Genomic DNA, 20,647 nt, shown 5'->3' on the forward strand with positions numbered 1-20,647 from the left:
GACCTCGTCGAGATCCTCACCCCCGACCCTGGTCTGGACTCGCCGATCGAAACCCGACTCACCCAACTGCTCGGCGACCGCGGACTCTAGACCCGTCACGTACTCGGTCCGGGGTCGGAAACCAGCAGCGGTGCAACAGGTCTCGAGGCTCGTCGCTATCGCTCCTCGGCACCTCGACCACCGGGAAGCAGGGCTCGTCGCTAACGCTCCTCGGCACCTCGACCACCGAGATTGAAGTGTCCCGGCGGTCTTCTGTGATAGCCGGCGAGGCCCCCGGATGGTCGAGGTTTGGTCGAGGTGTCGAGGAGCGCCAGCGACGAGGTCTCGAGACCACCGACAGCCGACATCGAAAAGCCCACAGCGGTGCTAGACAAGAGGACATGACCGGTCGAGAGCTGCCGAGACCGACGGCGCCGTCGCTGGCGGAGCTGCGTCGGCGCAACAGCGAGAAGTGGCGCAGCTACCCCGACGACGTGTTGCCGTTGTTCGTGGCGGAGATGGACTATCCGATCGCGCCGGTCGTGGCCAACGCCATGCGCACCCAGATCGAGACCTCCGACCTCGGTTACGCCGGCACCACCGGCAGTGTGGGACCGGCGTTCTCCGGGTTCGCCGAACGGCACTGGGGCTGGCGCGTCGACCCCGACGACGTTCACCTCACCACCGACGTCAGCGTGGTGATCGTCGAAGCACTCCGGGCCGCGATCTCACCCGGCGACCGAGTGATCATCACGCCGCCGGTGTACCCGCCGTTCTTCGAACTCATCCCGGAAGCCGGCGGCCGCCTCCACCAGGTACCCCTGGTCGCAGACTCGGCCCGTCCCACCGGCTACCGCCTCGATCTCGACGCGATCGGCGCGGAATTCGCTGCGGGCACACGCGCTATCCTGCTCTGTCATCCGCACAATCCGCTCGGCCTCGTGCACCCGCGCGAGGATCTCATCGCCCTGGCAGAGATGGCCGACGATCACGGTGCCGTCGTCATCAGCGACGAGATCCACGCCCCGCTGGTGCACCCGCCGGACATCACGCCGGAGGCTCCACCCTTCGTGCCGTTCCTGTCCGTCAGCGGTGCCGCTCGCAAGGTCGGCATCGCCGCCCATTCCGCGAGCAAGGCGTTCAACATCGCCGGCACCAAGTGCGCGCTCACCGTAGTCGGGAGTGACCTCATGCGCGCCGTCGTTCGACGCCAACCGCACGAGGTCGCCTTCCGGACCAGCATTCTCGGCCGTGCCGCCTCCGCGGCCGCCTACACCCACGGCGACGACTACCTCGCAGCGACGCTCAACACCATCGGCGGCAGCCTCGACCTGTTGGAACAGCTGGTCGCACAACACCTTCCGCAGGTCCGCTACACCCGGCCGCACGCCTCGTACCTCACCTGGCTCGACTTCGGCGATACCGGCCTCGGTGACGATCCGGCCGTACCGATCCTCAATGAAGGGCGCGTTGCCCTCCACCGGGGTCCCGCCTTCGGCGATCAGGGCAAAGGATTCGCACGGATCAACGTCGCGTGCTCACCCGAGGTACTGACCGAAGCGATCGAACGGATCGCGCGCGTCGTCGACGCTCGCAGTCAGAACTAGCGATCTACGTGCGCCGGGCCCGCAGTACCACGTCGTCGATGTGGCGCCCGCCGCCGGCGGGGCGCCCCCGTTCACGGGTCTCGTGCGTGATCACCTGCCAACCGTCGCCCAGCATCTCGGCGATGTCGTCGGGCTGAACGTAGTCGGCCGGATCGAAACCGTGGGCTCGCACACCCTCGGGGGCATGTGCCACCACCAGCAGCGTTCCGCCTGGTCCGACCGCATCGATGAGCTTGCGCGCCACCGCCACATCGGCCGCTGCAATCGGGAAGTAGTGGGCGGTGACCAGTGCGAAATCGCGACCCGGGACATCGTCGGCGACGAGATCGGCCTGCAACCAGGTGATCGCCGGACGCGTATCGATCTCCCGCGCGCGGTCGACGGCGACCTGGGAGATGTCGAGCGCGGTGACCTGCCATCCGTGGTCGGCGAGCCACCGGGCGTCTGCTCCCTCACCGGATCCCACTTCCAGCGCCGTGGCGGGTGTCAGATCCGAAACCTCGATCGGTAGTGCGGGATTGACGTCGCTCGTCCACAACTTGTCGGTATCGCGATACCGCGCATCCCATTCGTCCGCGGTGTGGGGATTGCCGTCTGGAGTGCTCATGCCTCGACTCTGGCACGACCGCACCCGAACGTCGACGCCCCTTGCCCCAGTGGCAAGAAGTGGCCCCGAGGGCGACGTAGTCCACTCCGGACAAACGGGGGGTGCGCACACCCGGCCCGTGGGGGCAGACTGGGAGCCATGGCATTCCCCATTCGCATCGGTGTCCAGATCCAGCCCCAGCACGCTCCCGACTATTCCCTCATCCGCGACGCGGTTCTGCGCGCCGAGGATGCCGGCGTCGACGTCATCTTCAACTGGGATCACTTTTATCCGCTCTACGGCGATCCCGAGGGCGCCCACTTCGAGTGCTGGACGATGCTCGGCGCTTGGGCCGAGCAGACCGAGCGTGTGGAGATCGGCGCGCTGGTCACCTGCAACTCCTACCGCAACCCCGAACTGCTCGCCGACATGGCACGCACCGTCGACCACATCTCCGGAGGCCGGCTGATCCTCGGCATCGGCGCCGGCTGGTTCCAGAAGGACTACGACGAGTACGGCTACGAGTTCGGGACCGCCGGGTCGCGACTCGCCGACCTCGCAGAGGCGTTGCCGCGTATCGACTCGCGGCTGAAGAAGCTCAATCCGGCACCCACCCGCCACATCCCGGTGCTGATCGGCGGCAGCGGCGAGCGCAAGACGCTGCCCCTCGTCGCACAGTACGGCGACGCGTGGCACGGCTTCAACGACGTCGAGACCTACCGCCACAAGTCCAAGGTGCTCGCCGAGCACTGCGCCGCCGCCGGCCGCGACCCGGAGACCATCGAGCGGTCCGCGGGCGTGCAGTACAAGGACGACGTCGATGCCCTGCTCCGCGACGCCGACGCCATCAGCGCCGAAGGCGTGACCCTGCTGACCGTGGGCATCACCGGCCCCGACTACGACATGACCGCCGTCGAGGCACTGTGCCGCTGGCGCGGATGAGCTGACGTCATGTCGGTGCTGTGGGTCGTCGGAATCGTCGCGGCGGTCGTCTGCGCAGGATGCTGGGTGGCGTCGCTGATCACCGGCGACACCTCGTGGGTGGATCGGATCTGGTCGATCACCCCGGTGGTCTACATGTGGATCTTCTGCGGCGCAGCCGGTTTCGACGACCCACGGCTGTGGGTGATGACGGTGCTGGTCACCGCGTGGGGCGCACGGCTCACGTTCAACTTCGCCCGACGCGGTGGTTACACCGGCATGGAGGACTACCGGTGGCAGATCCTCCGATCGAAGATGAGCGGATGGCAATTCGCCCTGTTCAACCTGTTCTTCATCGTCATCTACCAGAACCTGCTGCTGGTGTTGATCACCCTGCCGGGTTACACCGCGCTGCGCCATCCCGGCGGTTTCGGTGTGCTCGACGTGATCCTCGCCCTGCTGTTCGTGGCGTTCCTCGCCGGTGAAACCGTTGCCGATCATCAGCAATGGGAGTTCCACCGGCGCAAGGCGGAGACGCTGGCGCAGGGCGCCACGCCGCCGTCGCGCTTCCTCACCGAGGGCCTGTTCCGCTACTGCCGTCACCCCAATTACTTCTGCGAACAGGCGCAGTGGTGGGTGATCTTCGCGTTCGGGGCCTCGGCAGCGGGCTCGGTGCTGCAGCCGACCGTCCTCGGCGCCGTCCTCTTGACCCTGTTGTTCGTCGGGTCGACGAAGTTCACCGAGTCGATCACGTTGGGCAAGTACCCGGAGTACGCCGACTATCAGCGCCGCACCGCGGGTTTCGTGCCCTTGCCACCGCGGCACCGCACGCTCGGCGCCACGTCGTGACGCCGAGCGCTGCGCTCATACCTCGGGCGCCACGGCTCACCCCTTGAACGCCGGATCGAGCGAGACCTGGTCGGAGTCCGAGTCGTAGTCGAACATCTCCCCGTAGCGTCCCCAGTCCACGGCGATCGCGAACTGCCGTTCGGCGTCGGCGGTACCGAATCCGCGGCTGAGCAGGTCGAGGAAGAACCCGGCCCGCAGTTTGCCGTCGGCACTGCTGCGCAGGGCGCGGATGATGGTGCGTACCAACGGCGCCCGCGTACTGGCCTGGGTGGCGAAGATCTCCTTGCTGTCCTGGATGCTGGCGCAGTCGAAGCGCGTACCGACCTCGGTGATGAGCAGGTCACCGTCCCGGGCCTCCATCAGGCCGAGCAGCACCGCGGCGTCGACGAGCGGGAGGAGGTCGTCGATCTCGAAGTTGAGGGTGGTGGCGAGGTCGGGAAGATCGGCGTCGCCACCTTGCGCGACGAGGATCTCGATGAGTCCGGCGATCCCGCCGACCGACGCGGCGGGCAGCGGCCGGTTCACCGGGGTCGCTTCGGCAGCAACGGCATTCGGCTCGGACGCCGGTACCGACCCGTTCGGGTCGAACCGTCCGGTGAGCACGCCGTACAGCTCGTCGACCAACGACACGAACTGCGGCGACTCCCGATCCCGGGGCCGGGGCATCGGAACCCGTGCCTCGTGGATGATGCGGCCGGGCTTGGAACCGAGGACGACGACGCGGTCGGCGAGCAGCACCGCCTCCTCGATGTTGTGGGTCACGATGCAGATGCTCTTGGTCGGGAAGTCCGATCCGGTCCACAGATCGATCAACTCGTTGCGCAGGTTCTCCGCGGTCAGCACGTCGAGGGCGGAGAACGGCTCGTCCATCAGCAGCAGGTCGGGCTGCAGCACCAACGCCCGCGCGAATCCGACGCGTTGCCTCATGCCGCCGGAAAGCTCACGCGGGTAAGCGGATTCGAATCCGTCCAATCCGATGGTGTCGATGGCGGCCAAGGCGCGCCGACGCCTCTCGTCGGGGCTCACACCGAGTGCGGCCAGCCCGAGCTCGACGTTGGCCTGCACCGTCAGCCAGGGCATCAGCGCGAACGACTGGAAAACCATGGCCGTCGACGCGTTGGCCCCCGACAGCTCCTTGCCGTTGGCGAGTACCGACCCGGTGCTGGCCGGGATCAGCCCGGCGATGATGCGCAGCAGCGTCGACTTACCCGATCCGGAACGGCCGAGAAGGGCAACGATCTCACCTGGTTCGATACGGAGGTCGATGCCGTCGAGCACGGTCAGCACGTCACCGCGCGGGCCGTCGAAACTCTTGGTCAATCCGCTGATCTCGATCAGGGGTGCGGGCCCGGTGGCACCACGGGTCTGCTCGTCGGTGATGGTGACAGTCATGAGATTTCCTCTTTCGCAAGCTGTTTCACAGTGAGTAGCGGCGCACGGCAAGGGCATAGAGCCGGCGCCAGAAGGCAGCGTTGGTGGCGACGACGAACAGACACATCACGACGATGCCCAGCAACAGCAGCGCGGTGTGTCCCGGCGCCGACGATGCGGTCTGTTCGGCGATGTAGTTGCCCAGTCCGTAGGCATGGTGGTCGGTCCCGTTGTAACTGACGAGTTCGGCGACGATGGAGGCGTTCCACGCCCCGCCGGCCGCGGTGATGCCGCCGGTCACGAAACTGGCGAAGATGCCCGGCAGCAACACATATCGCCAACGCAACACCCGGGGCAGCCGCATGTCCCGGGACGCCTCGAGCAGATCGTTGGGGATTGCGCCCGCCCCGGCGATCACGTTGAACAGGATGTACCACTGCGTACCGAGGGCCATCAGGACGATGCCGCCGATGTTCAGCGGAATGTGCCAGGCGATGAACACGGCCATCACCATCGGGAACAAGAAGTTCGCCGGGAAGCTGGCACACACCTGCACCACCGGCTGCAACATCCGGGTCAGCCTCGGGTTGAGGCCGATGATCACACCGATCGGCACCCAGATCGCGCTGGCGACGATCATCAGCGCCACCACGCGGGCCATGGTCGCCAGGCCCATTGCGAATACACTGCCGACGGTGGCGAGATCGGCCCAGGCCGCGATCGATTCGACCACCCGCCAGGTCGTGTAGACCAGAACCGCGAGCACCGCGACGACGAAGACCACATCGCCGGTGCGGCGGCGGGCCGCCGTGGTCGTCGTCACCGGTTGCGTACGGCCACCGAGGAATCCGCAGACCCGATCGAGGAAGGCGGCCACCGGCGCGAACACGATACCCGCGGCCCGGCCGGCGTTCGAGCGGCGCAGCAGCGAGAGCATCATCGATTTGGGTTCCACCCCGGATGCCGAGTTCTCGATACGGAACCGCTCGACCCAGGCGGTCAACGGGCTCCAGAACACCGCGTTGAGGGCTACGACGACGATCACCATCGTCAGGATCGCCCACCAGATCCGGGACAGCTGACCGGCATCCGACGCCGAGGCGACGTAGGCGCCGATCCCTGGCAGTGCGTAGGACTTGCCGCCGACGGTGACCGCCTCCGACGCGGTGAGAAAGAACCACGCACCACCGAAGCTCATCATCGCGTTCCACACCATCGGGATCAGGCCACTGGGCACGTCGAGTCGCCAGAACCGTTGCCAGCGCGTCATTCTCAGGTTCACCGCGGCCTCGGTGAGATCGCGGGGCTGGCTGACGAGCGACTGGTAGAAGGCGAACGTGATGTTCCAGGCCATCGAGGTGAAGATCGCGAAGATCGACGCGCACTCCAGGCCGAGTTCCGATCCGGGGAACAGGGCGACGAAGAACGTCACGGTCACCGACAGGAAGCCGAGAATCGGAACCGATTGCAGGATATCGAGAATCGGCAACAGCACCGTCCGTGCCCGCCGCGACCGGGCTGCCAGCGTCGCGTACACGAGGGTGAACACGATCGACAACCCCAGGCCGATGAACATCCGGAGAAGCGAACGTGCCGCGTAATAGGGAAGTTTCGCGGGATCGGTGTCGATCGACGATGGGGCGCCGGCCAAATCGGCGGGTGCGCCCATGGCGTGGGCCAGGGTGATGATGCACCAGATCAGGGCAGCCGCCCCGACGAGCACCAGGATGTCGGCGGGCCAGGCGCGTGGACGTACCCGTTCGGGCCGCCCGGCGGTCGGCGGCGCGCCCCGACGCAGAACTGTGGTCATGTCTGAAAGCCTTTCGCGGACAGCGCAGTTGGTGGACAGTGCCGTTGGCGGACAGTACCGTTGGCGGACAGTACCGGTGGCACAAGGGACTCCTCGGGCGTCAGCTACCCGATGGCACAGCAATGAGCGGCCGCGTCGGACCCGTCGTGCGGCAGCGCGAGCACGACGACGGACCGGCGGGCAGCCGGAAGAGTCAGTTGATCAATGGGGGTGGTACCCGCGTCAGCGCCGGGTACCGGATATAGACGGGCCGTCACTCATGTGCCCACCTCCTACGTCTCCTCGTCAGACCTTTGGCACTTCGCGGCGTCACCCGTACGACGACGGGAGCCAATCGGGACTCACCCTTGATCCGAATGAATCTGTCCTGACCCTTGGCGTCTCTCGACGTTCGGGGTCGCTGGCCTGTTTCCGCGAAGGAGCCTCAGCGAACAAGCGCACCTTGCGAAGCAAGGTTGGCACCGAAGTGCGCCGCGCGCAAGCCCGGCACCGCCGACCCCGGCAATCCCGACGACCTGCCACCGGCTGCGGGCCGCATTTCGGGCAAGCCGGTCGCTGCCCGACGCACCTCACCTCGCCGGAACCCGCGCCCCGATGCCCTAGATTGAGTGACATGCTGTGTTCGGGATCGCCGGGGCAGACCCGGCACGCGATGCGATCGTCGGGGCCTGTCGCGCCGGCCACCCGCGGACTCGCGGCGGTGGTTTTCCTCGCTGCCGTTCTGTTCGGACCGCTTCTGCTCGGGACGGGCGCGGCCCACGCCGAGCCGCCGACCCGTCTACCCGAGCCGATCTCCGATCCGGCGGGTGTCCTGTCGGTCGATCAGCGCGCCCAGATCCAGACGGCGACCGACAATCTGTACAACGATCACAGCGTTCAGCTGTGGGTGGTCTACGTCAAGAATTTCGACGGCCAGAACCCCGAGGAGTGGGGTCGCAAGGCCGCCGAGCTCAGTGGGCTCGACGACCACGAGGTGCTACTCGCCGTCGCCACCGAGGACCGTGCCTACTGGTTCGGCACCATCGGCTTCGTTGACGGCGTGACCCAGTCGAACCTGTCCGACATCGCGACCGGCGACATCGTTCCCGCTCTCAAGAAGGGCAACTTTCCGGGCGCCGGGGTAGCAGCCGCCGACGGCCTCTCCGATGCCCTCACCCCGTCGCACACCGGACTGATCGTCGCCGGCTCGGTGGCCGGTGTCGCCGTCGTCGGTGCCGGAGGGGCGTGGGTTTACTCCCGTCGGCGCAAACGCCGCGCCCTCGACAGCGGACTCGAGACGCTGCGGGAGCAGGAACTGACCGTCGACCAGTTGGCCGCGCAACCGCTCGATGTGCTCGACCCGTGGTCGCGGGAGGTGCTCACCGACACCGACAATGCGATCCGCACCAGCGAGGAGGAATTGCGGCTCGCGGTCGGCGAGTTCGGTGAGGCGCAGACCGCTCCGTTCACCGCCGCGGTGGCGCGAGCGCGAGAGGCGCTGGCGGCGTCGTTCACGGTGCGCCAGCGTCTCGACGACAACATCCCCGAGACCCCCGACGAGCAACGATCGATGCTGCTGCAGATCATCACCGCCTGCACCGACGCCGACGGCGCCCTCGACGCACAGGTGGCGGCGTTCGACGAGATGCGCAACCTGCTGATCAACGCCGACGCCCGGTTCGACGAGATCACCCGCCGGCTGGTCGATCTGCGTACCCGCGCCGACGCCTCGGCCGGGCAGCTCGAGGCGCTCGTCTCACGTCACGGTGCGCAACAGTGCGCCTCGATCCTGCACAACGTGGAGCTGGCTCGTCAGGAGATCGGATTCGCCGAGCGCAGCGCCGATCAGGGGCGCGAGGCGATCTCCCGGCCGGCCGGAGAACAGGGTCCGGCGGTCGCCGACATCCGCGCCGCGGAGGGCGCGATCGCCCAGGCGACCCGCCTGCTCGACGCCATCGACAACGCCGAGGACAATATCGCCGCCGCGCACTCCCGTATGCCCGCGCTGATCACCGAGGTCGAGGGAGAGCTGGCCGAGGCCGCGCAGTTCGGTGCCGACGGCGGGCCGGAGCTGGCGTCGGCGGCCGCGACGGCGACCACGGCCCTGCAGGCCGCGCGCACCGGATTCGACGCCGACCCGCTCGGCGTGTTCACCTCCCTCGTCGACGCCGACGCCGCACTGGACAAGGCTCTCGACGCCGCGCGCGGGGCGGCTGCCGAGCGCACACGGCGGTCCGAGATGCTCGGTGCGGCACTGACATCGGCGCAGGCGAAGGTGTCGGCGGCACGCGATTTCATCGGTACCCGACGCGGTGCGGTGCAGTCGGTCGCGCGGACCCGCCTCTCCGAGGCCGAGCGATTGCTGGCCAGCGCGCAGAACACCGGCGCCACCGATCCCCTCGCAGCCGCCGATGCGGCCCGGCGTGCGGGCTCGCTGGCCGATCAGGCGCTGATGGCCGCGCAGGGAGACGTGGTCGGCTGGCAGCAGGGTCAGCAACCGCGAACGCACGGATCATCCACGGCCGGAGCGGTTCTCGGTGGCATCCTGGTCGACAGCTTCCTACGCGGAACGATGCGCGGCGGTGGCGGTTTCGGTGGTGGTGGTTTCGGGGGCGGCTACACCAGTGGTGGGCGTAGTCCCGGGTCGTTCGGCGGATCGTCGAGTTCCGGCCGGATCGGGGTCGGCGGTCGGTTCTGAGCGTGCCCGGTCGGTGATGTCGGGTGGCGCTGCGGCACAACGGGTTCACACAAGGGGTTGCGCGGCACGAGGTTTCAGCGGGCGGCGTTCTTGACGAACTCGGCCGGGGCGCCGGCCGGTGGCCGGGTCCCCGCGAAGAACCCGCCGCGCACATGTCGGCGGGGGGTGTCGTCGTCGGTGGCGCGCGCTGCGGAATGCCACAGGTATCCGTCGTGCAGCAAGATGTCGCCGCGCTCGAGGTAGACACCGATCTCGCCGGGCACCTTCTCGAATCCGAGCGGCATCGCGAACGGCGGTGCGGCGTTGGTCCATCCGCGGGCGGGCACCGCGGTCGCCGGTACCTCGACGTTGTTGACGTTGCGAAACGGTGCGGGTGTGGCCCAGCGATGACTGCCGGGCACCACGCGGAGGAAGCCGTTGGCCGGTGAGGTGGCGTCGATGTGGATGGTGAAGGCCGCCGACGGCCAGATGTCCATGCTGGGGCTGGCCTGCCAATCCGAATGCCAGCCGATGCGCGAGTACCCCGACTCGCGGCCCGGGCGGGCATCTTGGTAGACCACTCCGAACCCGTCGTCGGAACGCAGCCACGCGTTCTCACCGATCGCCGCCCGGACCGCGGCGAGCAACGCCTCGTCGGCCAGGAGTGCGGGCACCGACGGGGCGAGTTCGTTGACGTACTCGACGTAGTTGGCGAATCGTTGCGCCTTCGATGCGTCGTCGAGGAACACCGTCGAACCGTAGCGGGCGTCGAGCTCACCACGAATCACCCTGTCCTGAGCCGAAACACACTCGCGTTCGATCACGGCGATTCCCCCGGCGTCGAGTAGTCCGCGCAGCGTCGCGTACCCGTTCGCGTGATAGAACCGCGCGAGTTCGGTGGTCTGGTCGGGGGTGAAGATGCCCGGTTCGCCGATCATGGGCGTCACGATAGTCCGGTGCGTCGCACCTCGCCGTGCGAGCGCGCACCGGCTGTTCGTCCCGCGTTCACCCGGAGATCTCCGCCGGTTCGACCGGCCTCCCTACGGTCTGACAAGGTTCGCAAACAGCCCTTTGCGGACAATCGTCGTCCACCCCAGTTCCGGAGGTCTTCCTCGTGCGTATTCCGTTGCAGCTGTTCACCTCCGCACATGACGCCGCCCGCAATGCCGGCGTCGGCACCTCTGCGCGCGCCCGGATCACCTGCCGATACAAGTGCGGTGAGGCCTGCTGGCACGAGCCCGGCAACACCAGCGACAACGCCTACTTCCGAGACATCGTGCGCGCCGGGGTGTCTCGACGTGGATTCCTCAAGGGGTCGGCCGTGGTGGCGGGCAGCGTCGCGGCCACCTCGCTACTCGCGGCCTGTGGTGACGACGCGGCGAGCACCGCGTCGGCGACACCGCGGCCCGGCATGGATTTCAGACCGGTGGCCCCCAACACCACCGACGCGGTGGTGATCCCGGACGGGTATCGCCAGCAGGTGGTGATCCGGTGGGGTGACCCGGTGCTGCCCGGTGCACCCGCTTTCGACTTCGACAACCAGACGCCGCAGGCGCAGGCCATGCAGTTCGGCTTCAACAACGACTTCGCCGGGCTCATCCCGATCGACGGCGTCAATGGTGGCAGCGGTGCTCCCGACCACTTCTATCTGGTGGTGAACCAGGAGTACACGACCGAGGAGTTCATGTTCCGCGGATATGTGCCCAAGGAGCCGACCGAGCAACAGGCCCGCATCTCGATGGCCGCGCACGGGATCACCGTCGTCGAGGTGGCCGCGGTCCCCCGCTCGGGTGCGTTGACTCCGGTTGTCGGGGAACGGAATCGGCGTATCACCGCGTCGACCCCGTTCCGGCTGACCGGGCCGGCGGCCGGCAGCGAATACGTTCGCACCTCGGCGGATCCGGCCGGAACGACCGTGCTCGGCACGATCGGCAACTGCTCCGGTGGCATCACTCCGTGGGGCACGATGCTCTCCGGTGAGGAGAACTTCAACAACTACTTCCCCAACGCGAGTCGGGTGACCGAACCCGCCGCCGTCGAGAACCTCGAGCGCTACTCCTTTGCCGACGACGCCGACTATCACCAGTGGGGTCGCTACGAGACACGCTTTGATCTCGCGCAGGAACCCAACGAGGCCAACAGGTTCGGTTATGTCGTCGAGGTCGATCCGCAGGACCCGGCGTCGACGCCGATCAAGCACAGCGCGCTGGGTAGGCTCAAACACGAGTCGGCGACCATCCATGTGGTGCAGGGTGGTTCGAATGCCGGCACCGTCGTCGCCTACAGCGGCGACGACGAACGCTTCGAGTACATCTACAAACTCGTCTCGAGCCGCAAAGTCTCCGAGGGACGCTCGAAGACCGCGCGTGCGGCGAACCTACGAATCCTCGACGAGGGCACCCTCTACGTCGCAAGCTTCACCGGTGATCATCCCGAGCAGATCGACGGCAGCGGCCGGGTACCCGACGGTGGGTTCACCGGCACCGGTCGCTGGCACAAGCTGCTGACCGTCGACGAGAACGGTTCGGCCACTTCTCATGTCGAGGGCATGACACCGCAGCAGGTGGCGGTGTTCACCCGGGTCGCCGCGGACAAGGCCGGTGCCACCAAGATGGACCGTCCCGAGGACATCGAGCCGCATCCGCAGACCGGCAAGGTGTATTGCGCACTGACCAACAACACCAAGCGCGGCACAAAGGGCAAGGCCGCCGCCGACACCGCCAATCCGCGCAACGAGAACAAGAACGGTCAGATCATCGAGATCGATGACGACCACGCGGGCACCGAGTTCACCTGGAATCTGCTTCTGGTGTGCGGGGATCCGGCCGAGGCCGACACCTACTACGCGGGTTTCGACAAGACCGCGGTGAGCCCGATCTCGTGCCCGGACAACGTGGCCTTCGATCCGCACGGCAACCTGTGGATCTCCACCGACGGCAACGCCCTCGACAGCAACGACGGTCTCTTCGCGGTCGCGCTCGACGGACCTCGGCGCGGCGAGACCAAGCAGTTCCTCACCGTGCCGGCCGGCGGTGAGACGTGCGGACCGATCATCGCCGACGACCGCGTCGTGGTGTGCGTGCAGCACCCGGGCGAGGATGACGACCACTCCGCGGACAATCCGATGTCGCACTGGCCCGACGGCGGGAACTCACAACCGCGGCCCTCGGTGGTGGCGGTGTGGCGCGACGGTGGTGCGATCGGCGTCAACGCCTGACGTCGCGGCCCCAGACGAAGTACGCGATGGGGCCGAAGTAGTTCACGAAGGACGCGGCCACCCACGCTCGTTTGGTGCCGCGGATCTCGGCTGCCGGGCGGCGGGACAGATCCCAGAGTGCCGCCGCCTGCAGCGCGATCTGCGCGAATGCGCCGACGCGGATCGCCGTCCGCGACCGTGGGGACAGTTCGGAGAACTTCTTCTTGCGTCGGGTCACACAGGTCACAGTACCCACCGCTTTTATTTCATATCTCTAAGTATTAGACTTACGAAGTGTGACCGCCGCGCATCAGGACACCGCTTCCCTCGCCCGAGCCATTCGCCCGGACCTGACCCGTCTGTACCTGATGTTGCGACGCCACACACCGATTCCCGAGTATTCGTCGGCCCAGGCCTCCGGCCTGGCGACCCTGCTCGACCACGGACCGATGCGCATGGGTGACTTCGCCGCACGCGAATCCATCCGCATGCCCACCGCCACCAGCCTCGTCGACGGTCTCATCCGCAACGGGCTGGTCCTGCGCGAACCCGATCCGACCGATCGCCGCGCCGTGCTGGTCTCACTGACCGACCACGGCCGGGCGGTGCTCCAACGGGTTCGCGAACAGCGCGATGACGTGCTCGCCCACGCCATCGCCGAACTCTCCGACGACGACCGCGCCGCGCTGGCCGCCGCCGCACCGGCCCTGCGAGCGCTGCACGAAGTGCTCGAGGGCACCGTTCCGACACGTCAACGAGGAGACCAATGACCACCCGAACACCGGCTGCCACAGCCACATCCGACGACCACTCACTGCTCGCCACCTTCGCCGCACAACCTCGCACCGTCTGGGTGACCGCGTTCGCCGCGGTCATCGCGTTCATGGGGATCGGCCTGGTCGACCCGATCCTCAACAGCATCGCCGAGGCGCTCAACGCGCCGCCGGACAAGCTGACCCTGCTCTTCGGCGTGTACGTCGGCGTACAGTGCGTCGCCATGCTGATCACCGGCTGGTCTGCCTACCGATTCGGCCCGAAACGCACACTGACCGTAGGGCTTTCACTGATCGTCATCGCCGCGGCCATCTCCGCGTTCGCCGGCGGCATCGACCAGTTGATCGCCTACCGGGTGATCTGGGGACTGGGCAACGCGCTGTTCATCGCCACCGCACTCGCCTTCATCGTGAGCTCGGCCAAGGGCTCCACGCACGGCGCGATCATGCTGTACGAGGCCGCATTGGGCGTCGGCCTGGCCGTCGGGCCATTGCTCGGGGCGATCCTCGGCTCGTGGACCTGGCGTGCACCGTTCGGTGGCACCGCGATCCTCATGCTGATCGGCGCCATCCTGTGCGCGGTGATGCTCCCCGCCGACGGGCCGCGCACCAGTCGCGAGCCGGTGGCGATCCTCGATCCCATCAAGGCGCTGCGCAACCGTACGTTGCTGATCACCTCGATCGGCTCCGCCTTCTACACCGGCGCTCTGTTCACCGTCATCGCCTGGGCACCGATTGCCATGGGGCTCAAGCCCATCTGGGCCGGACTGATCTTCTTCGGTTGGGGTCTGCTCACCGCACTCGCCGGTGTCTTCGTCGCACCGCGCATTGCCGAGGCGCTCGGCCAGCGTGGTGGCGTGATGTCGGCGATCGCCGCGTACGCCGTGGTGATGGCACTGGCCGGCGTCGGCACCTTCACCGGTCACGTGTGGCTGATCGGACTCGCCGTCGTCCTGTCGGGCATCCCGTCCGGTGTGCTCAACACGCTGTTCACCGGTGTCGCGATGGGGTCGGGAGACGGCTCGACGCCGCGGTCGGTCTCGAGCGCCGGCTACTCGTTCCTGCGGTGGGCCGGTGCGGCGGTGGCCGCCGTTCTCGTCGCACATCTCGCCGAGTGGTTCTCCTCGACGGCCGCCCCGTGGTGGTTCGCCGCCGCGTACTGCGTCGTCGCCGTCATCGCGGTGAGCTTCGTCCGCACCACCGGCGCCGAATCCCACGAGGTGGCCGAAGAAGCGGTGCTCGTCGGGGCCGAGGAGTACTGAGGCCGGGAGTCCTGGGACCCGTTCTCATCCAAGACCGCTCACCCACCGGGTGGGCGGTCTTCGTGTGTCGCTCTGTGTGTGTCAGTCCAACCAATCCAGCACCGACGCGGCGGTCCAACTCTGCTGCATGCTGCCGAGCGGTTCGCCGGTGAAGGGTTCGTAGTACTCGGCGAAGGCGCCGTCGGTGGCCTGACGCAGACCTTCCTCGCGCAGTCGCGCCGATCGCTCGGGCCAGCCCCGCCGCGCGAACGCCCAACTGAACAACCACGTCATCACCGGCCAGACCGGGCCGCGCCAGTACTCGCGCGACCGGAAGTCCGCGGAGATCGGCGACGTCGACGGCGGCACGGCGTAACGCAGGTCCGGATGTCCGCAGAACCGCGGTCCGTCGAACAGGCGGAGCAGTGCACGCTCCTGCTCGCGCGACAGGCCGCCGCACAGCAGCGGCGCGAACTGCGCGATCGTCTCGGTGGTGATCCACCTGTCGGCCCGGAGGTCGAAATCCCTTGCTGCGCCGTTACGTTCGTTGGACGCCGCGGCCACACCGGTCCGGTAACGATCGGCCCAGGCCCGAAGGTCCCGGACGTCGGACCGCGGTTTGGAGTAGTCCTCCCCGATGGTCGCCAGCACGTCGCAGGCGAGCGAGAAGATGGCACTGACGAAAACGTCCTCCACGGCGAAACTCATCACCTTGGGGAGCAACTCGTCGTCGTAGTTGGCGCGCTTCATCTCCTCGACCAGCCAGATATAGCGGTCGTACTCGTGGTCGGTGGGTCGCATCGACAGGTCGGTGACGTGGTCGAGGTCGGCGCGCTGGTACGGGGGGAGATCGTCGCCGGGGGTCACCCCCGCGTAGGGCTTGTCCCAGCGCGGGGAGTTGTCCATCCCTGACTCCCACCCGTGATAGATCGTGATGCGTCCACGACCGTTGGGGTCACGGGCGTGCGCGAGCCAGCGGTGCCAGCGCACGAGGGCGCCCCACCGCCGGTCGATGAACTCGTTGGCCATCGAGCGGGTGGTGCGACCGTGGCGTCGCGAGTGGTCCAGGATGCGTTGCACGGCGATCGCGTGCACGGGCGGCTGGGTGATCCCGGAGGTGTCGGGGTAGTCCGGTGCGCACTCGGCCAGGCGCGCGCACTCCCAGCGTCGGGGTCCGGGGAAGTAGCCGTCGCGGCCATTGGCGAACACGATGTGCGGGATCATCCCGTTGGACCACTGCGCCGAGAGCAACGTGTCCATCTCGATGACCGCGCGTTCCACCGACAGCGGCGCCAGTCCCACGGTGACGAACGCCGCATCCCAACTCCACATGTGCGGGTACAGGCGAGGGGCGGCACTGGTCATCGTGCCCAGGTCGTTGCCGCGCAACAGGTACGCGGCGCGTGCCGCGAGCTGGGTGGGGGTGAAACCGTTGCGCGCCATGCGGAGATTCTGCCCCGCCGTGCTCATCGGCGCCGGATGAGGATCGGCCGGCGCCGCAATGCCGGGTTCTAAACTCGGATCATGTCCACCGCATTGATCACCGGGGCCAGTCGCGGCCTCGGCGCCGCCATCGCCCGTCAACTCGCCCCGACCCACGATCTGCTACTCGGCGGGCGTCCGTCGGCTGAGCTCGACGCGCTGGCCACAGAATTGGACGGCGCCGGGAGCGGAGCGAGCGGGCCGAATAGTCACGGCGCCGGGAGCGGAGCGAGCGGGCCGAATAGTCACCGCGCATCGACGTTTGCGGTCGACTTGACCGATCACGAGGAGGTGGAGGCGGCCGCGGAGGCCATCTCGTCGCTGGATGTGCTCGTGCACAGCGCGGGTGTCGGGAGCAGTTTGTTGCCGGTCAGGGAGACTCCCGTCGACGAATGGCGTCACCTTCTCGAGGTCAATCTCATCGCGGCGGCGGAGCTGACCCGCGTCCTGCTCCCGGCGCTGCGTGCATCGGGCGGGCACGTCGTCTTCATCAACTCGGGTGCGGGCCTGCGCGCCAATCCGGGCTGGGCCGCCTACGCGGCGAGCAAGTTCGGGCTGCGCGCGCTCGCCGACGCGCTACGCCTCGAGGAACCATCGTTGCGGGTCACGTCGGTCTTCCCCGGTCGGATCGACACCGACATGCAGCGCGACCTGATCGCCATCGAGGGCAAGGAGTACGACCCGGGTCAGTTCCTCAAGCCGGAGTCCGTCGCGGCGGCCGTCGTACATGCCATCCACACTCCTGCCGATGCCCATCCCGCCGAGATCGTGCTGCGGCCGACGGGCCGATGACCGCCGATCACCTGTGACGTTTCAGAGCTGGACGAGGTCGCTGGGTTGCCACACCGCTCGCATCGAGGCGATCTTGCCGTCGGCGTCGAAGACCATGATGTCGACCGGGGTGATCTCGAAGCGCATGCCGGAGGTTCCGGTGACGAGGGTGAACTCGAAGACCGCGGTGTCGCCGGCGATTTTCTTCCACTTCAGAGTTGCGGTGCGCTCGTCCATGTTCGTGATGATCGAGTAGAACTCGACGAGTTGCTCGCGGGTGTTGCGAACGTCTGCGCCGATCGGGTCCTCGACGGTCGCGTCGGGTGCGTAGAGGTCGGCGATCTGTTCGGCGGTGCCGTTGGTCAGGAAGTCGATGTAGTTCTCGACGACCTCGGTGATCCGGGCCTGCGCCCTGTCGGAGTCCTGCGCACTGCTGTCCTGTTCGACGCTCATCGACTGTCCCCTCTGCTGAATAATTAGAACGTGTTCTCGTTTGACGATAGCAGCGGCGCGCACCTGGCGGGAATGGGTTCTTCGGTCATCCGGACAACCGATACCCACAGCTGTCCGCACAGCATCGGACATCGCGAATTTGATAGGTTCGCGCACACACTGTGTGTCCGACAACGGCGCGGACGCGATCATCGGTTCGTCGAGGGAGCCCCATGAGCCAGCCACCGGGAGACGGCTCTCGGGATCCGGGGTGGGTGGCGCCGGGAGCGGAGCGAGCGGGCCACGATGCGCCGGCGCCGGGAGCGGAGCGAGCGGGCCACATTCCACCTGCGCCGTCCGGCGCGGCCGACGAATGGACATCGACGCCGACACCACCGCCTCCGCCGATCACCGGCCCCCAGTGGGGGACTGCGGTCGGCGGGCAGCCGGGTGCCGCGTCGCAGGATCCTCGGTATATGCCAGGCCACTTCGGTCCCCCGCCGACGCACAAACCGGGCATCATCCCGCTGCGTCCGCTGAACGTCGGCGATCTGATCAGCGGCACGTTCGCGGCGATCTTCGGTAATCCGCGCGTCTACTTCGGGTGGTCGGCGGTGGTGAGTGGGGTCGTCACGGTCGGCGGCCTACTGGTCTTGGTGGTTGTTCGGATGGTGAGCGACTCGGGACTCTTCGATGCGGAAGCATGGCTGGCCGGCGGGCCCGACGCTATATCGGACGCCGCGTGGGTCGGGCGATGGATGCTCGCCGGACTGGTGGCCTACCCGGTCGCGCGCGATGTCATGGGTGTCCGCTCGGGGTGGATCGAGTCGTGGCGATTCATGCGCGGATCGATATGGCGAATCCTTGGCGGCACAGCGCTTCTCGGGCTGGTGACTCTCGTGTGCTTCATTCCTGCCCTCGTTGTGATCGAGCTCGGTCTCGATTCGGCGGGCGTCGGTACGCTCGTCGCGGTGCTGATCGTCACTGCGGTGCTGGTGCTCGGATACTCGTGGCTCTACATCCGGATGTCGCTGACGGTGCCCGCGGCTGCCGTCGAGGGTCTGGGTCCCGTTGCCGCCCTGGCGCGTTCGGTCACACTGACCCGGCGATCGTTCGGCTGCTACTTCGCTGTGGTCCTGTTGCTGAACCTCATCACCGTGGTCATCGAGCTCGTGCTGTCGCAGGTCGTCGATGCGGTGACCGGCCTCGGCGGTGGTGTGCTCGGCGGTGTCGTCGCCGTCGTGCTGGCGGTGCTCGTCGCAGCGCTCGTACAGCCGCTGATCGCGGTGGCGTCGGCACTGATGCATGTCGATGCCCGAATCCGCAAGGAGGGCTTCGACATCGAGTTGAACCAGTCCTTGTCCGGAGGGGGTGTGCCGTGGGCGCCGCGCTGACCGTGCTGGCCGACGGCTTGACGCCGGGCAACGACGAGGCTCGCCAGTGGGCCCGCGACGCGTGGTCGGATTCGCGGGGTTCGGGACCCAGCGCCGCCGACCGGCTCGGCGACGACATCGGGCGCTGGATCACCGATCGCCTGCTCGATGTGGTGGGTGCGGGCAAGACCGTGCCGGGCATCATCGCGATCATCGCGGCACTCGTGGTGGTCGCCCTGCTGATCTACGGCATCAGATTCATGCGCCGTACCCCGCGTACCGCTGCCGCCGACGTCGATCGCAGTGTGCTGTCCGACGATCCGTCATCGGCGCGCACCTTGCGCGCCCGCGCCGAATCGTTGCTCGCAGAAGGAGACACGAACGGTGCCGTCGTCTTCGCGATGCGCGCTCTGACCCGACGCTGCATCGAGCGCACCGTGCTCGACGATCTGCCGTCGTTGACCGCACATGAGGTCGCGACCCGGCTGCGCCCGGTGTTCGCCGACCATGCGGCCGATCTGGGCGCGGCCGCCGACCTGTTCGACCGCGTCGCCTACGGTCATGCATCGGCGACGGCCGACGAGGCCCGACGACTGTTGACCCTCGACGCCGAGCTGCGTTCGGCACGACCGTCCGCGGAGAACGGCGTCGGCTCCGGCGCAACGTATGCGGTGCCACGATGAGCACGCCGAACACCACACCGACACTCGAGAAGACCGGCGGGGAGCCGAATACGCCGGGACCCGGACGGACTCGATCAGGGCGTTGGGTGTGGTGGGTGGTCGGCGGTGTCGTCGTTGCGGTGGTCCTCGTACTCGCGGTGCTCGCGCTGGTCTCCGCGGCCGGGAACCGCTCGTCGAACACCACCCCGCTCGATCCCGGCAATCGTGGCTCCGACGGAACGAGCGCGCTCGCGTCCATCATCGACGACCACGGCGTGAACGTCTCGGTCGTCCGCGGTCTCGACAGCCTGCGGACGACTTCGACCCCCGGTGCCGATACCACCGTGGTCATCAGCGGCCAGGCGGTGATCTCCACCGATGTCGCCGAAGCCATCTACGACCGGGTGCGGTCGGCGCATCGGGTCGTCCTGATCGATCCGTCGTACCCGCTGCTCGCCGCCTTCACCTCGCAGGTCAGCACCTCCTACGGCGAAAGCCTCCTATCGGTGAGCAAGGCCGACTGCACCCTTGAGGGCATCTCACCCTCCGACGTCGTCACCTCCGACCCGGGAAACGGCTTTGCCGGCGGACTGGATACGACGACCGGTGTGACCCAATGCTTCTCACGCGGACAGAACAACGGCGTCAACATGGTCAGCGTGCCCGCCGATCTGGGCGGCCCGCCGGTGGTGGCGATGACCGCCCCGATGACCCTCAACCAGAATCTGGCGCGCTACGACAACTCCGGCGTCGCGATACGCACCATTGCCACCACCGATCATGTCCTCTGGTACGTCCCGCAACGCGATGACAAGGTGTCGGATCAGAATTCGAACTCCGACCAGCACAACTCTCAATCGGTGTTCCCGCGGGCCGTCGGGCCGTTGTTCCTGCTGGCGTTCTTCGCGGTGCTGGCGCTGATTCTCTGGCGGGGGCGG

General features: G+C 67.6%; 18 protein-coding genes and 1 riboswitch. Of the genes, 11 read left to right on the forward strand and 7 right to left on the reverse strand.

Going from position 1 to position 20,647, the window contains the following annotated elements:
* Positions 1–380 precede the first annotated feature (380 nt).
* Positions 381–1,586: an aminotransferase class I/II-fold pyridoxal phosphate-dependent enzyme gene (locus tag B1964_RS26265; RefSeq protein ID WP_079931901.1), complete on the forward strand. Its 1,206-nt coding sequence runs from the start codon at positions 381–383 to the stop codon at positions 1,584–1,586.
* A 4-nt stretch (positions 1,587–1,590) separates the two neighbouring features.
* Here the strand turns inward: B1964_RS26265 and B1964_RS26270 are convergent, their stop codons facing one another.
* Entirely contained in the window at positions 1,591–2,193 is a 603-nt protein-coding gene (locus B1964_RS26270) for a class I SAM-dependent methyltransferase (protein WP_079931902.1), read from the reverse strand.
* A gap of 138 nt (positions 2,194–2,331) precedes the next feature.
* Here B1964_RS26270 and B1964_RS26275 point away from each other — a divergent pair, with 138 nt between their 5' ends.
* Together B1964_RS26275 and B1964_RS26280 are read left to right on the forward strand one after the other, a co-directional pair.
* Positions 2,332–3,114, forward strand: a complete 783-nt coding sequence (locus B1964_RS26275; protein WP_079931903.1) for an LLM class F420-dependent oxidoreductase — start codon at positions 2,332–2,334, stop codon at positions 3,112–3,114.
* Between the two features lie 9 nt (positions 3,115–3,123).
* Positions 3,124–3,942, forward strand: a complete 819-nt coding sequence (locus B1964_RS26280; RefSeq protein ID WP_079931904.1) for a DUF1295 domain-containing protein — start codon at positions 3,124–3,126, stop codon at positions 3,940–3,942.
* A gap of 36 nt (positions 3,943–3,978) precedes the next feature.
* On the opposite strand, the gene B1964_RS26285 is transcribed toward B1964_RS26280, so the two are convergent.
* Both B1964_RS26285 and B1964_RS26290 read right to left on the reverse strand, forming a co-directional pair.
* Positions 3,979–5,334 (reverse strand): nitrate/sulfonate/bicarbonate ABC transporter ATP-binding protein, encoded by a 1,356-nt coding sequence (locus B1964_RS26285; protein WP_079931905.1) that lies wholly within the window; start codon positions 5,332–5,334, stop codon positions 3,979–3,981.
* A 25-nt stretch (positions 5,335–5,359) separates the two neighbouring features.
* Positions 5,360–7,123, reverse strand: coding sequence for an ABC transporter permease subunit (locus B1964_RS26290; RefSeq protein WP_079931906.1), 1,764 nt, complete (start codon positions 7,121–7,123; stop codon positions 5,360–5,362).
* 270 nt (positions 7,124–7,393) lie between these two features.
* A riboswitch (M-box (ykoK) riboswitch) is annotated at positions 7,394–7,566 on the reverse strand.
* A gap of 170 nt (positions 7,567–7,736) precedes the next feature.
* Between B1964_RS26290 and B1964_RS26295 the strand changes: the two genes are divergently transcribed.
* Complete coding sequence (locus tag B1964_RS26295) at positions 7,737–9,800, forward strand: TPM domain-containing protein (protein ID WP_079931907.1); 2,064 nt, start codon at positions 7,737–7,739, stop codon at positions 9,798–9,800.
* A 74-nt stretch (positions 9,801–9,874) separates the two neighbouring features.
* Here B1964_RS26295 and B1964_RS26300 read toward each other — a convergent pair whose 3' ends face one another.
* A complete protein-coding gene (locus tag B1964_RS26300; protein ID WP_079931908.1) occupies positions 9,875–10,717 on the reverse strand; it encodes a phytanoyl-CoA dioxygenase family protein in 843 nt (280 codons plus the stop codon).
* A gap of 176 nt (positions 10,718–10,893) precedes the next feature.
* On the opposite strand from B1964_RS26300, the gene B1964_RS26305 reads away from it, so the two are divergent.
* Positions 10,894–12,996 (forward strand): PhoX family phosphatase, encoded by a 2,103-nt coding sequence (locus B1964_RS26305; protein ID WP_079931909.1) that lies wholly within the window; start codon positions 10,894–10,896, stop codon positions 12,994–12,996.
* Here the strand turns inward: B1964_RS26305 and B1964_RS26310 are convergent.
* Entirely contained in the window at positions 12,986–13,213 is a 228-nt protein-coding gene (locus tag B1964_RS26310; protein ID WP_079931914.1) for a PLDc N-terminal domain-containing protein, read from the reverse strand. The two genes, B1964_RS26305 and B1964_RS26310, sit on opposite strands and share 11 nt — an antisense overlap.
* Before the next feature lie 58 nt (positions 13,214–13,271).
* Here B1964_RS26310 and B1964_RS26315 point away from each other — a divergent pair, with 58 nt between their 5' ends.
* Together B1964_RS26315 and B1964_RS26320 are read left to right on the forward strand one after the other, a co-directional pair.
* Positions 13,272–13,745 (forward strand): MarR family transcriptional regulator, encoded by a 474-nt coding sequence (locus tag B1964_RS26315; RefSeq protein ID WP_014362084.1) that lies wholly within the window; start codon positions 13,272–13,274, stop codon positions 13,743–13,745.
* A complete protein-coding gene (locus tag B1964_RS26320) occupies positions 13,742–15,010 on the forward strand; it encodes an MFS transporter (protein ID WP_079931910.1) in 1,269 nt (422 codons plus the stop codon). Before B1964_RS26315 ends, B1964_RS26320 begins: the two co-directional genes overlap by 4 nt.
* 81 nt (positions 15,011–15,091) lie before the next feature.
* On the opposite strand, the gene B1964_RS26325 is transcribed toward B1964_RS26320, so the two are convergent.
* Complete coding sequence (locus B1964_RS26325) at positions 15,092–16,432, reverse strand: amylo-alpha-1,6-glucosidase (protein ID WP_006368013.1); 1,341 nt, start codon at positions 16,430–16,432, stop codon at positions 15,092–15,094.
* An 81-nt stretch (positions 16,433–16,513) separates the two neighbouring features.
* Between B1964_RS26325 and B1964_RS26330 the strand changes: the two genes are divergently transcribed.
* Positions 16,514–17,263, forward strand: a complete 750-nt coding sequence (locus B1964_RS26330) for an SDR family oxidoreductase (protein ID WP_079931911.1) — start codon at positions 16,514–16,516, stop codon at positions 17,261–17,263.
* A 21-nt stretch (positions 17,264–17,284) separates the two neighbouring features.
* Here the strand turns inward: B1964_RS26330 and B1964_RS26335 are convergent, their stop codons facing one another.
* On the reverse strand, positions 17,285–17,695 hold the full coding sequence (locus B1964_RS26335) for a nuclear transport factor 2 family protein (RefSeq protein WP_006368015.1): 411 nt from the start codon (positions 17,693–17,695) through the stop codon (positions 17,285–17,287).
* 455 nt (positions 17,696–18,150) lie between these two features.
* Here B1964_RS26335 and B1964_RS26340 point away from each other — a divergent pair, with 455 nt between their 5' ends.
* The 3 genes from B1964_RS26340 to B1964_RS26350 form a co-directional block, all read left to right on the forward strand.
* Positions 18,151–19,068, forward strand: a complete 918-nt coding sequence (locus B1964_RS26340; RefSeq protein WP_079931912.1) for a hypothetical protein — start codon at positions 18,151–18,153, stop codon at positions 19,066–19,068.
* Positions 19,053–19,730 carry a DUF4129 domain-containing protein gene (locus B1964_RS26345; protein WP_006368018.1) on the forward strand — a complete coding sequence of 226 codons (678 nt, stop codon included), beginning with the start codon at positions 19,053–19,055 and terminating at the stop codon, positions 19,728–19,730. Before B1964_RS26340 ends, B1964_RS26345 begins: the two co-directional genes overlap by 16 nt.
* Positions 19,727–20,647 (forward strand): DUF4350 domain-containing protein (locus B1964_RS26350; RefSeq protein ID WP_253194208.1); only part of this gene is annotated, 921 nt, incomplete at its 3' end. The genes B1964_RS26345 and B1964_RS26350, both read left to right, overlap by 4 nt.

Source organism: Gordonia sp. i37 (genome assembly GCF_002043085.1).
GTDB classification, from domain to species: domain Bacteria; phylum Actinomycetota; class Actinomycetes; order Mycobacteriales; family Mycobacteriaceae; genus Gordonia; species Gordonia polyisoprenivorans.